This window comes from Curtobacterium sp. SL109 (assembly GCF_026672405.1).
Taxonomy (GTDB): Bacteria; Actinomycetota; Actinomycetes; order Actinomycetales; family Microbacteriaceae; genus Curtobacterium.
The window spans coordinates 1,148,803-1,161,875 of sequence record NZ_JAPPRB010000002.1; the positions used below are offsets into that span (position 1 = coordinate 1,148,803).

At 72.8% G+C, this 13,073-nt stretch carries 11 protein-coding genes; 6 read left to right on the plus strand and 5 right to left on the minus strand.

What is annotated here, in order from left to right; all coding sequences use genetic code 11:
• Positions 1–183: 183 nt before the first annotated feature.
• Positions 184–5,634, plus strand: coding sequence for an Ig-like domain-containing protein (locus OVA28_RS06970; RefSeq protein ID WP_268096328.1), 5,451 nt, complete (start codon positions 184–186; stop codon positions 5,632–5,634).
• A 72-nt stretch (positions 5,635–5,706) separates the two neighbouring features.
• Here OVA28_RS06970 and OVA28_RS06975 read toward each other — a convergent pair whose 3' ends face one another.
• The 3 genes from OVA28_RS06975 to OVA28_RS06985 form a co-directional block, all read right to left on the minus strand.
• Positions 5,707–6,438, minus strand: coding sequence for an SOS response-associated peptidase (locus OVA28_RS06975; RefSeq protein WP_268096330.1), 732 nt, complete (start codon positions 6,436–6,438; stop codon positions 5,707–5,709).
• Between the two features lie 86 nt (positions 6,439–6,524).
• On the minus strand, positions 6,525–7,250 hold the full coding sequence (locus tag OVA28_RS06980) for a hypothetical protein (RefSeq protein WP_268096331.1): 726 nt from the start codon (positions 7,248–7,250) through the stop codon (positions 6,525–6,527).
• A gap of 168 nt (positions 7,251–7,418) precedes the next feature.
• On the minus strand, positions 7,419–8,114 hold the full coding sequence (locus tag OVA28_RS06985) for a hypothetical protein (RefSeq protein WP_268096332.1): 696 nt from the start codon (positions 8,112–8,114) through the stop codon (positions 7,419–7,421).
• A gap of 151 nt (positions 8,115–8,265) precedes the next feature.
• Here OVA28_RS06985 and OVA28_RS06990 point away from each other — a divergent pair, with 151 nt between their 5' ends.
• From OVA28_RS06990 to OVA28_RS07000, 3 genes are read left to right on the plus strand one after another with little or no spacing between them, the layout of a single operon-like run.
• On the plus strand, positions 8,266–8,691 hold the full coding sequence (locus OVA28_RS06990; RefSeq protein WP_268096333.1) for an organic hydroperoxide resistance protein: 426 nt from the start codon (positions 8,266–8,268) through the stop codon (positions 8,689–8,691).
• Positions 8,691–9,086: a YchJ family protein gene (locus OVA28_RS06995; RefSeq protein WP_268096335.1), complete on the plus strand. Its 396-nt coding sequence runs from the start codon at positions 8,691–8,693 to the stop codon at positions 9,084–9,086. Before OVA28_RS06990 ends, OVA28_RS06995 begins: the two co-directional genes overlap by 1 nt.
• A gap of 10 nt (positions 9,087–9,096) precedes the next feature.
• Positions 9,097–10,050, plus strand: coding sequence for an SDR family NAD(P)-dependent oxidoreductase (locus OVA28_RS07000; protein WP_268096336.1), 954 nt, complete (start codon positions 9,097–9,099; stop codon positions 10,048–10,050).
• 17 nt (positions 10,051–10,067) lie between these two features.
• Here the strand turns inward: OVA28_RS07000 and OVA28_RS07005 are convergent, their stop codons facing one another.
• On the minus strand, positions 10,068–10,952 hold the full coding sequence (locus OVA28_RS07005) for a shikimate dehydrogenase family protein (RefSeq protein ID WP_268096337.1): 885 nt from the start codon (positions 10,950–10,952) through the stop codon (positions 10,068–10,070).
• A gap of 58 nt (positions 10,953–11,010) precedes the next feature.
• Between OVA28_RS07005 and OVA28_RS07010 the strand changes: the two genes are divergently transcribed.
• Positions 11,011–12,027 (plus strand): iron-siderophore ABC transporter substrate-binding protein, encoded by a 1,017-nt coding sequence (locus tag OVA28_RS07010; protein ID WP_268096339.1) that lies wholly within the window; start codon positions 11,011–11,013, stop codon positions 12,025–12,027.
• A 199-nt stretch (positions 12,028–12,226) separates the two neighbouring features.
• Here OVA28_RS07010 and OVA28_RS07015 read toward each other — a convergent pair whose 3' ends face one another.
• A complete protein-coding gene (locus OVA28_RS07015; RefSeq protein ID WP_194660070.1) occupies positions 12,227–12,631 on the minus strand; it encodes a DUF1304 domain-containing protein in 405 nt (134 codons plus the stop codon).
• 75 nt (positions 12,632–12,706) lie between these two features.
• On the opposite strand from OVA28_RS07015, the gene OVA28_RS07020 reads away from it, so the two are divergent.
• Positions 12,707–13,030, plus strand: a complete 324-nt coding sequence (locus OVA28_RS07020) for a chorismate mutase (protein ID WP_194660071.1) — start codon at positions 12,707–12,709, stop codon at positions 13,028–13,030.
• Positions 13,031–13,073 lie beyond the last annotated feature (43 nt).

Here is a 13,073-nt window from a genome sequence, read left to right on the forward strand (position 1 = left end):
GTCATGTCCGGGGCAGTGCCCGTCGGGCCGTCCCCCGAACGAGTGGTCCCCCCTACTGGGGACCATCACTGTCCCCAATTCCTCTGGGTTTCCTGTCAGGATCAGGCCAGCGCGAACGTCCGTTCTCCCGGCCCTGCGGGATCGAGCGGGTCGCGTTCCGTCGACCCGACCCGGAAGTGATCCATGCTGTCTGCAACCCAGCGCTCTGCTGTGCCCCGCCGCCGTGCGGGCGTCCGGCCCTTCGCCGTGCTCGCTGCCGCCCTGCTCGTGGGGACCGGACTCAGCACGGCCACGGCCGTCGTCGCGGCGACACCGGCGTCAGCGGTCACCGCGACGACCGACGGCCACTTCGTCTGCGACCAGAACACGCTCTACGCGACGAACGGCGCCGGCAAGGTCGTCGCCGTCGACATCACGACGGGCGACACGAAGGGCTCGACGGTCGACGTCGCCGACCTCGGGACGGGCGCGAACAACGGCCTCGGCATCTCGCGTGAGGGCAAGTCGCTGTTCGCCGCAGGCAACGGCACCACCGCGACGATCCGCTCGTTCGACCCGGCGACGAACACCGCGTCCGACCCGATCGCCACGGACAAGGTACGGTCCATCATCCGCGGCGCCGTCAACCCGGCGACCGGCATCTACTACTACGGCGACAACACCGGCTGGCTCGGCGCGTACGACCCGGCGACCAAGCGGTACCTCGGCCAGGTCGGCCAGGTCAACGGGCTCAAGACGGGCAACGGCGACTTCGCGTTCAGCTCCCGCGGCCTGATGTTCGTCGTCGCCGCCGACACCGTCTACCGCGTCAACACCGAGACGGTCCCGACGACCCCCGGCACGACGGCGCTCGCCACCACCGCCATCGCGACCCTGCCGGCGGGCACGAGCAGCCCCGGCATCGCGTTCTCGTCCGACGGCTACCTCTACGTGTCGAACTCGGTCACGACGAACAACGTCGCGACCACGACGATCTACCAGCTCGACCCGACCGCGGGCACGCAGGTCCGGAGCTTCCCGATCGTCGGCAACTACGGCGCCAGCGACCTGGCGTCCTGCAACTACGCGGACACGGTCACCGGCCAGGCCTCGATCGACGAGCGCTGGGCCGCCGGCGACCAGTTCGGCCTCGCGATCACCGGCGACGGCATCACCGGCTCGAACACGGGCACGAGCGACACCACGACCGGTTCCGACACCGGCGTGCAGACCCGCAAGGCCGGCGCGATCCTGACGACGCCCGGCAAGAACTACACCGTGACCCAGACCCCGTCGGGCACCACCGACCCGGCGAACTACAGCACGACGTGGAAGGCCGTCGACCTCGGCAGCAACCGCACCGTGGCGACCGGCACCGGCACGAAGGCGTCCTTCGTGTTCCCGCAGGCCGTGTCGAGCGACGGCACCGACGTCGTCGTGACCTTCGCCAACGTGATGAAGGCCACCCACGTCAGCACCAGCCCCGACACCCGCACCACGCCCGCCGGCACCCCGGTACGCGTCCCCGCGGCCGGCGTGCTCGCGAACGACAGCGGCACCGGTCTGTCCGTCGTGTCGAACACGACTCCTTCCCACGGCTCCGCGACGGTCGCCGCCGACGGCTCCTGGACCTACACGCCCGCCGACCGGTTCTCCGGCACCGACGCGTTCGACTACACCGCGAAGGACTCCTCGGGCCGCACCGCGACGAGCACCGTCACGGTCACCGTGACCCCGAGCGCCGCGGCCGACGCCGTCACCGTGCACGCGGGTTCGACCACGACCGCCGGGGCCAGCGACGGCCTCCTCGCCAACGACGCCGGCAAGGGCCTGACGGTCACCGACCACACCGACCCGACCCACGGTGTCCTCGACCTGCACGCCGACGGCTCGTACACGTACACCCCGGCCGCCGGCTGGTCCGGCCCGGACACCTTCACCTACTCGGCGACCGACGCCTCCGGCACCACGACCACCGCGACCGTGACGGTCACCGTCCTGCCGACGGCGGGGGCCGACACCGTCACCGCGACGGCCGGACAGCCGACCGTCGGAGCCGCGCCGGGCCTCCTGGCCGACGACCTGGGCCACGACGTCCGCGTGAGCGGGTCCACCCAGCCCGCCCACGGCACGGTCGCCGTGCAGCCGGACGGCTCGTACACGTACACGCCCGCTGCTGGGTTCTCCGGCACGGACACCTTCACGTACACGGTGACCGACGGCTCCGGCTCCGACACCGTGACGGTCACCGTCCACGTCGCCCCGCAGGCCGTGGCCGACACGGTCAGCGTCGCTGCCGGCGGTTCCGCCGCAACGACCGACCGCGCGACCGGACTGCTCGGCAACGACCTCGGCGACGGCCTCGGCGTGACGGCGCACACCACGCCGGCCCACGGCTCGCTCGAGCTCGACGGCGCCACCGGCACGTACACGTACACGCCGGCCGCCGGGTTCTCCGGCACGGACACCTTCGAGTACACGGTCGTCGACCGGTCGGGCACCCCGGCCACCGCGACCGTCACCGTCGTCGTCCAGCCCACGGCGAGGGACGACCGCGCGACGACCACGGCGAACGTGCCGGTCACGGTCGACGTGCAGGGCAACGACCTCGGAACGGAGCTCGTCACCACGATCGTCACCGGGCCGACGCACGGCACCGCGGTCGTCGCGGACGACGGCAGCGTCGACTACGCACCGACGACCGGCTCCTCCGGCACCGACACGGTCACCTACCGGGTCACCGACGGCGCCGGCCGGACCTCGGGCACCGCGACCGCGACCATCACCGTCGCCCCGCACGCCCTGCCCGACACCGCCACGACGACGGTCGACCAGGCCGTCACGATCGCCACGAGCGCCCTGACCGGCAACGACGTCGGCACCGGCGTCACCGTGACGGCCGTGCGTGACGCGCAGCACGGCACCGTCGCCCTCGGGCAGGACGGCACCGTCGTCTTCACCCCGACCACCGGGTTCTCCGGCACCGCGACCTTCCACTACGACGTCGTCGACGCGGCGCGCGGCACCGCCACCAGCTGGGTCGTCGTGGTCGTCGGACCCCAGGCGACGCCCGACACCGCGACGGCGACCGCTGGGTCGACGCTGACGGTCGCTGCGTCAGCGGGCGTGCTGGAGAACGACCACGGCACCGGTCTGACGGCGATGCTCGACGAGCAGCCCCTCCACGGCACCGTGGACCTGCACGCCGACGGCTCGTACACGTACACGCCGAGGGACGGCTGGTCCGGCCCGGACACCTTCACGTACACGGCCACCGACGCCGAGGGCAACACCTCGACCGGCATCGTGCGCGTCACGGTGCAGCCGAGCACGGTGGAGGACGCGATCACCACGGCCGCCGGGCAGCCCGTCACCGTCACCTCGCGTGACCTGACGGCGAACGACCACGGCAACGGCCTGACGGTCACCGCCGTCGGCCCCACGACCACGGGCACCGCCACCACCGGAACCGTCGTGCGCAACGCCGACGGCACGGTCACCTACACGCCGGCACCCGGCACGTCGGGCACGGACACCTTCGGCTACGTGGCCACGGGGTCCGACGGCACCACGGTGACCGGCACCGTCACGGTGACGGTCACCCCGGTCGTCGTCGCCGCCGACACCGCGGCCACCGCGGACGGCACGCTCGTCGTCCCCGCCGACCAGGGCGTCCTCGCCGGCTCGACCGGCACCGGCCTCACCGTCACGGACGCCACGAAGCCCGCACACGGCGCCGTCGACGTGGCCGAGGACGGGTCGTACACGTACACCCCGACCCCGGGGTACTCCGGCCCGGACTCCTTCGACGTGACCGTCACCGACGGCACCGGCACCACCACGACCGGCACCGTGACGATCACCGTCACCCCGAAGGCGCTCGCCGACACGGCCACCACGAGGGCGTCCACGCCCGTCGACGTCCGCGTCACGAAGAACGACTCGGGCACCGCGCTCACGGTCACCGCGGTCGGCACGCCCGGCCACGGCACCGCGACCATCGGCGGCCCCGGGACGGTCACGTACGTCCCCGCGTCCGGGTTCTCCGGCACGGACACGTTCACCTACACCGTGACGGACCCGACCTCGGGCACGGCCACGGCGACCGTCACCGTGACGACCACCCCGACGGCCGTCGCCGACGTCCTCCGCACCCCGGCGCGCACGGCGCTGCGGATCGCCGGCACCACGCTCACCGGCAACGACCGTGGCACCGGTCTTCGGGTCACCGGTCACGGGAAGGCCGCCCACGGCACCGTGACGGCCGGCCCGGACGGGTCGCTCGTCTACACGCCCGGCGCCCGCTTCTCCGGCACGGACACCTTCACCTACACGGCGACGGACGCATCCGGGCAGCTGACGACGACCACCGTCACCGTCCTGGTGGGCGCGGTCGCGACCGACGACTGGAGCACCACGACGACCAACGGCGTCGTGCGCATGTCCGCGGCGAAGGGCGTGCTGGCCGACGACGCCGGCACCGGCCTGTGGGCGTCCATGGAGACGAAGCCGCAGCACGGCGTGCTCCGCCTGGCGAAGAACGGCTCCTACGTCTACACGCCGAGCTCCGGCTGGTCCGGTCGTGACTGGTTCACGTACGCGGCGCACGACACCGACGGCAACACCGCCACCGCACTCGTCGCGATCGATGTCGTCCCCACCGCGAAGCCCGACGCTGCCCGCACCACGACCGGCACCCCGGTGACGGTCAAGGGCCCCGGCGTGCTCGGCAACGACCACGGCAGCCGCCTGCGGGTCGTCGCGGTCGGTGCGGCAGCGCACGGCACGGCGACGATCGCCGCTGACGGTACCCTCCGGTACACGCCGGCCGCCGGGTTCTCCGGGACCGACCGTGTCACGTACACCGCGCAGGACGCCTCCGGCCAGCGGGTGGACTCCGCGGTGGACGTCACGGTGGGCATCGCGGCCGCGGACGACCACGGCAGCACCATCGCCGGCGTCGCCCTGCCGGTGAGCGCACCCCACGGTCTGCTCGCCAACGACCGCGGCACCGGCCTGACCGCCGCGCTCGACGGCGAGCCCGCGCACGGCACCGTCACCGTGCACGCCGACGGCTCGTACGTCTACACGCCGGCCGCCGGGTTCACCGGCACGGACACCTTCACGTACCGGGTGACCGACGCCGCGGGCCAGCGGACCACCGCGACCACGACCATCACCGTCGTCGCGCACGCCGTCGCCACCGACGACCGGGTCGTCGGCACCCAGGGCCGCGCCGTCACGATCGCCCCGATCGGCAACGACGACGCCACCGGAGGCGCCCGCTTCCGGACCGCCTCACTGCGCCTGGTCGACCCCGCCACCGGCGCCCGCGTCTCCCGCGTGGCCGTCGACGGCCAGGGCGTCTGGATCGTCCGGCACGGCACCGTGCGCTTCACGCCGGCGGCCGACCGCCCCGGCACCCTGCAGATGCCCTACACGGTCACGGACACCGACGGGCAGTCCGTGACGGCGACGATCACCGTGGTCTACCCGGTCGGGCTCGCTGCTGCGGCGCATGCTGCGCAGCTCGCCTTCACGGGTGCCACCGGCCTGGTCGGGATGGGCCTGGCGGCCCTGGCCGCGCTCCTGGCGGGCGCAGCACTGCTGCTCCGTCGTCGTCAGCCCACCTACGGTCCGCTGCGGCGCGGCTAGCAGGTCCTGACGGGAGGCCCCGATCACCTCCGCCACCCGGCGGACGTGATCGGGGCCTCCTGTCGTGCGCCGTCAGGCGACGGGGTCGATGAGCTGCGGGCCGTCGTTCCGCACGCTGTTGACCGCGCGGGAGACCTCGTACTGCTCCAGGCCCGCGGCGACGGCCAACGACTCGTGGTCGAGCAGTGCGAGCAGGTCGTCGCTGCCCAGGTCGGCGCCGAGCCAGTCGTCGTAGCCGTCGGGCGTGAGGAACGCCGGCATCCGGTCGTGCACCTCGCCCGGAGCCACGTGGGCGTCCCGCGTGATGATCGCCAGCGACAGCCGCCACTTGTCCGGGTCGTCCTCGGGCTTGGTCGGGTCGGGCCAGGCGCTCACGACGCCGGCCATGGCGAGTGCGCCGCCGGGTTCGTGCACGAAGTGGGGTTCCTTGCCGTCCTCGCGCACGACCCACTCGTAGTACCCCTGCGCGGGGACGATGCACCGGTTCGTCGCGAAGGCCCGCTTGAACATGCCGCTCGTGGCCACGGTCTCGATGCGGGCGTTGATCGGCTTCGGCCGCTGCTTCTGGAAGTCCTTCGCCCAGCTCGGCACGAAGCCCCAGCTGATCTGCGGGAGTTCGCGCTCCCCGTGGCGCTGGCGGACGGCGGAGACGGGGTCCGTCGGCGCGACGTTCCAGCTCGGGACCAGCCCGGTGCTCACCACGCCGGTGTCCTGGTCCACGTGTTCGGTCCGGGCGGCGAGCTCACCGATGAGTTCCGGGAGCAGGTCGGCGGTGGTGTCGGAGACGACGAAGCGGCCACACATGCGCCCAGTGTGCCCGTCCCCGCCGACACCGGTGCGGTGCCGGCGGGCGTGCGTGCGTGCGTGCCTGCCTGCGGGCGGTCAGGCGGTCAGGCGCCGGGGCGAGTCTCGGCTGGGCGGACATCGTGCGCCGTGATCGGCGCGCCATCTGTCCGTGGCGGCGAGACTCGGTCCGTCCGGGTGGCCGTGGGCGTGGGCGGAGTGGGGCGTGCGTCGGTCGGGGGCAGGGCAGCGGCGGCACGGCGGGCTCGTTCGGCGCGGCCGAGTTCGCGGACCCGGTCGAGCACGCCCACCGACCAGAGAACGAAGTACAGCAGGACGTACGCCGGCAACGCCCCGGCCGTCCACGCGGCCACCGCGGCGAGCAACCCGGCGAGGAGGAGTGGCGCCCACCGCGTCAGGTCGAGCACCAGCCCGCGCCGGAGCAGCGCGGTGTCGACGAGGACCGCCTCCCGGTCCTCCGGGCGCACGGCCGGGGGCTTCCGCCGCAGGTAGGGCTTCACCGACGTCCGAACGGTCCGCGCGGTGTCGGGGCGGACCTGCCGACCGTTGATTGTCGCCGCGGGGTCGAGGGGCCATGCGACCGGACAGCAGCCGAGCGCCAGGAGGCCCGTCGCGATCGCCAGCAGCACGATCACGACGACCGTCACGCCCGTGCTTGTCGACGCCCACTGGAAGGCGGCTTCGGTCGCGACCATGACGACGGCAGCGACCACGGCCGCGAGCACGCCGATGCGGAGCGCACGCCGGAACCGGTCGACGGAGACCGCGTCGGCGAACTGCGCGCGGAAGACCTGCCAGCCGAGTCGGAACACGTGGTCTGTCCTACCCGAACCAGCTGAGCATCGCTCGGACCAGGGGGCGATGGCGGCGTTCTGATCGCGCGCTGACGAATCCGGAGGACGAACCCCGCGTTCCGCGAACCGGATCCGTCACCGCCGCGAACGAGAACTGCCGTCCAGGTCGCTCACCCGAGCCGCCGGTCAGTCCTCGGGCAGCCCGAGCTTCGTGCCGCGCGCTGTGGGGGAGCGCGGTGCGCCGTCGCGGCGCTGGCGCTGGCGCTGGGGCTGGGGCTGGGGCTCGGCCTCGGGGGACGGCAGTGACTCGGCCAGTCCTCGGGCACGCTCGACGCGTCCGAGCCGCCGTGCACCCGCGATCGACCACGCCGCGGACATCACCGCGACCCAGAGCACCACGCGCCCGGGGAGGTCGAGCACAACGGCGGCCCCGAACGCCACCACCGACGCCGCGATGAGGACGAGGCTGCGCCAGAGCTCCGGCACGATGGCGGTGCGGAAGGCCTCGGCGTGGCGCAGCACCTGGTCCCGGTCCTGTGCCGCGATCGTCGGTGCCGACCGCGTCCGGAAGTACCGCTCGGTGTCGTCCGGCGCCGGGAGCAGACTGCCGGACCAGTCCACGCGCGAACCGTCAGCGGACCGTGGTCGCACCGGCACCGCAGCGACCCCGACGAGACCGACGGCGATCGCGAGCAGCACGATGCCCACCCACGTCACGGGCTCGCCGAGGTCCGGCCACGGCGCGACCGCTCCCACGATTCCGAGCGCGGCCAGGGCGAGGGCGGCGACGAGGGAGCCGATGCGGGCGGCCCGACGCCTCCGGTCAGCGGGGACGCACCGGCTGACGTGGTCGCGGAAGGCGCGCCAACCGAGGGAGAACATCCTCACGTTCTACTCCAGGGTCCCGTACGGCCGCGGTGCGAGCGGCCGCCGACGCGGGACACGCCCGGTCAGCCAGGCCGGGGGAGCGGCGGACACCGGTCGTGGTGCCGGGGTTCAGCGATCGTCCAGACAGAGGCGGTCACCTGGCTCAATGAGTCTCGACATCGTCTACACCGCCGTCGCCCACGCCTCCGGGGGTGGCCGCGACGGACACGTCCGCAGCGAGGACGACCGTCTCGACCTCGACACCCGTCCGCCGAAGGAGATGGGCGGCAGCGGCGAGGGCACCAACCCCGAGCAGCTCTTCGCCGCCGGGTACGCCGCGTGCTTCCTCGGGGCCCTGCACGCCGCGGGCCGCGAGCTCGGCGTCGACACCACCGGCGCCGAGGTCTCGGCCGAGGTCGGCATCGGCGGCACGGGCACCGGCGAGTTCGGGCTGGCCGTGGAGCTCGACGTCTACACGCCCGCCGTCGAGCAGTCGCAGCGGCAGCGCGTGGCCGAGCGTGCGCACGCGATCTGCCCGTACTCGAACGCCACCCGCGGCAACATCACGGTCACGCTCTCGCTCGTCGACTGATGAGCCCGCTGCCGGCGAACACGACGCGCTGCCCCTGCCTCAGCGGCAACCCGTACGACGAGTGCTGCGGGCCGCTCCACGCCGGCGCTGCCGCCCCGACCGCGGAACGCCTGATGCGCTCCCGCTTCTCGGCCTTCGCGCTCGGGCTGCCCCAGTACCTGCTCGACTCGTGGCACCCGAGCACCCGCCCGGCGTCCCTCGAGCTCGACCCCGAGCAGCGCTGGACGCGCCTGGACATCGTGGGCACCCGGGACGGAGGCCCGTTCGACACGCGGGGACAGGTCACGTTCCGTGCGTGGTGGCGGTCCGACACCGGCCGTGGCACGCTCGAGGAGACGAGCGACTTCGTCCGTGAGCGGGGCCGCTGGTCCTACGTCGACGGGGTCGTCTCCTGACGGGAGCCCCATGGCCATGCGAGACATCTCCACCTTCGGCGCCCGCACCACCGCGGCCGAGGTCGTCGACGGCATCGACCTGACGGGTCGCACTGCCCTGGTCACCGGAGCGGCGTCGGGCATCGGGGTGGAGACCGCGCGGGCCCTGGTCGGTGCCGGGGCGACCGTGACCCTGGCGGTGCGGGACGTCGCCGCGGGGCAGCGCGTCGCCGAGGACATCGCGGCCACGACTGCCCGAGCAGCACCGACGGTCGTCGAACTGCACCTCGACCGGCCCGCCTCGATCGCATCCGTCACTGCTGCCTGGTCCGGCCCGCTCGACGTGCTCGTCGCCAACGCCGGGATCATGGACGCCCCCGAGTCGTACACGGCCGCCGGGTGGGAGTCGCAGTTCGCGACGAACCACCTGGGCCACTTTGCCCTGGCGCTCGGGCTCCACGACGCCCTGGCAGCGTCCGGCTCCGCGCGGATCGTCGCCCTGTCGTCGAGCGGGCACGGCTCCTCGCCCGTCGTGTTCGACGACCTCTTCTTCCGGCGTCGCGCGTACGACCCCGGTCTCGCCTACGCGCAGTCGAAGACGGCGAACGCGCTCTTCGCCGTCGGGGTCGGGCGGCGCTGGGCGGCCGACGGCATCACCGCCAACTCCTGCATGCCCGGCGGCATCTGGACCGGGCTGCAGAAACACTGGGACCCGGAGGTCCTGGCGGCGACGAAGGTGGCTGCCGGCGACCTCGTGAAGACCCCCGAGCAGGGCGCCGCCACGTCCGTCCTGCTCGCCACCGCGCCGGAGCTGGCCGACGTCACCGGACGCTACTTCGAGGACTGCCACGAGGCCGAGGTCGTCGACGCCGTGCGCGACGGCCTGTACGGCGTGGTGCCCTGGGCGCTCGACCCGGTGGACGCCGACCGACTGTGGGACGTCTCGCTCGCCCTGGTCGACGCCGAGGCCCGCTCCCGCCGCTGAGCGCCCGCGCCGGAACGCTACGCGGTGATCGCCGCCGGCAGCCCCACGGCCGTCCGCATCGCCCGACGCACCGCGGCCTCGTCGGGCAGCAGCTCCTCCTGGTCCCCGCTGAGGAAGAACCGGATCTGCCCGATCGCCTGCTCGGTCAGCATGTCGAGCCCGCTCAGCACCCGACCGCCGCCGGCCTCCCACCGCGATGCGACGGCAGTGGGCCACGGTTCGTAGGCGACGTCGAACAGCACCGCGTCAGGCCCCGACGGCGTCAGGTGAAGGTCGTCCGCCGCACCACCGGGGAGTGTGGAGATGACGAACCCGAGCGGCCCCGCGGCTTCGAGCTCCTCGAGCGAGTGCAGTTCGAGCGTGACGCCGAGCCGCGTCGCGAGCCGCACGAGCGCACCGGCCCGCGCGGTGTCCCGCACGAAGACCCGCACGAGCTGGGCGCCGAGACGCAACGACGCGGTCATGGCGCTCGCCGCGGTCGCCCCGCCACCCAGGACGGTGGCCTCACCGGGCACGTGCCCGAGGGCCTCGACCGGGCGGACGAGCCCCTCGACGTCGGTGTTCGCCCCGACCCGGCGCACGCTCTCACCGACCTGCCGGAACGCGATCGTGTTGGCGACGCCGAGCTCGTCGACGAGCGGTGTCGTGCTGTCGAGCATCGGCAGCACCTCGCGCTTCAGCGGCATCGTCAGGCTCAGGCCACGCAGCCCGGGCTGTCCTGGACCCAGCCCCGCGACGAACGCGTCCAGCTCGCCGGACGCGACCTCGTGCCTCCCGTACGTGAACGGCACCCCGAGGGCGGCGTAGGCCGCTTCGTGCAGGGCGGGGGAGAGCGAGTGCGCGATCGGCGAGCCGAGCACGGCGAGGTGGGTGCGGTGCGGGTCCGCGTACGACGGTGTCACGGTCGGACAGCCTAGCCATCCCCGTTCCGAGTGCGGTTCTTAGGGTAGCCTTACCTCTGTGATCCGTCCTTCCTCTCCCAAGCAGCGCCTCCGCCGCGTGCTCGCCGCTGCCGGCGCCGTCGTGGCCGCCTCGCTCGTCCTCGCCGGGTGCTCCTCCGGCTCCTCGTCCGACTCCGCGTCGTCGTCGTCGACCTCCGGTGGTTCGACCTTCCCGGTGTCGATCACGACCGGTCTCGGCACCACGACGATCAAGTCCGAGCCGAAGCGCGTCGTCGCCCTCGGCTGGGGTGACGCGGAGACGGCGCTCGAGCTCGGTGTGCAGCCCGTCGGCGCGAGCGACTGGCTCGCGTTCGGTGGCGACGGCGTCGGCCCGTGGCTCAAGGGCGCCTACACGAAGTCGCCGAAGATCATCAACACGCTCGAGCCGAGCTACGAGGACATCCTCAAGCTCAAGCCGGACCTGATCCTCGACGTCAAGTCCTCGGGCGACAAGGACCGCTACAGCAAGCTCTCGGCGATCGCCCCGACCGTGGCGATCCCGAAGGGCGGGGAGAACTACCTCGCCTCGACCACGCAGCAGACCACGATGATCGCGAAGGCGCTCGGCAAGGAGGCCGCCGGCAAGAAGCTCCTGTCCGGGGTCGACGACGCCTACGCCGCCGCCCGCAAGGAGCACCCGGAGTTCCAGGGCAAGTCCGCCGTCATCGCCGCGTACACGTCCGAGGGCTTCGGCGCCTACGCCTCCCGCGACAGCCGCGCGACCTTCATGCGGAACCTCGGCTTCGAGATCCCGCCGAAGATCGACCAGGAAGCCGGCAAGGAGTTCTCCGTGCGGCTGTCGAACGAGAACCTCGACCTGCTGGACGCCGACCTGACCGTCGTGCTGCCGATCTACGTCGAGGCCTCGGCCGCCGAGTCCGACCCGCTGTTCCAGAAGGTGCCGTCCGTGCAGGCCGGCCACGACATCGTCTTCGACGACAAGGACGTGTCGGCCGCGTTCTCGATGGGCACCACCGCGGCGATCGAGTGGACGCTGGACCGGCTGCCCGCCGAGTTCGCGAAGAAGCTCGGCTGACACGGTCGGTCGCGTCCTCGGACAGACAGGAGGCCCGACCCGCCATCTCGGGACCGCTCGCGGTCCGTGGGTGGTGGGGCGGGCCTCCTGGCCGTTCGGGTCCGGCGGTGTGCCGGGGCTGCGCCGATCCGACTGGCCGTCGAAGTCCGGCGGTGTGCCGGGGCTGCGCCGATCCGACTGTCCGTCGGGGTGGATCCGCTCAGTTGGCGAACATCGACCCGAGGAAGGCGAACAGCAGGGTGATGAGCGGCAGCGATCCCTGTGCGAAGGCGGAGTTGAGGTAGCGACGACCCGTGCCGGCGAGGATCACGGCGGCGGCCAGCATGCTCGCGGTGGAGAACACCACGAGGGTCCAGCCGGTCGCGGGGTTGCCCGTCGCGACGAAGACGACACCCAGGACCGCGCCGATCGCGAGGAACAGGTTGTAGAAGCCCTGGTTGAAGGCCAGCGAGCGGGTGGCTCGGGCCTCGGCGTCGGAGGCGATCCCGAAGATCTTCCGCACACGGGGGCTGGTCCACGCCACGGACTCGAGGAAGAAGATGTAGACGTGCACCAGTCCGGCGAGGACTGCGCACACACACGAGATCACGAGGAGCGCTGACATGCGTTCCATTGTCACAGACACCGCGCGCGCTGGGGTTCGGGGTCGGGGTCCGGGGTCCGCCGCTAGGCTCTGTCCATGAGCGAGTACGACGACGAGGCCGTGGCGGAACTCCAGAGCATCCGGCAGAGCATCGACAACATCGACGCCGCTGTGATCCACATGCTCGCCGAGCGGTTCAAGTACACCCAGCGCGTGGGCTACCTCAAGGCCAGCGCCGGCATGCCCGCCGCCGACCCGGGGCGCGAGCAGATCCAGGTCGCACGCCTCCGCTCGCTCGCTGCCGAGTCCCACCTCGACCCGGCGTTCGCGGAGAAGTTCCTGAACTTCATCGTCGCCGAGGTCATCCACCACCACGAGCGGATCGCCGTGGGCGAGGAGATCGCTGCGGACGCTCCGTGAGCGACAGCGGTCCCGAAGCGGCTGGGGCTGCCGCTGGTGTTCC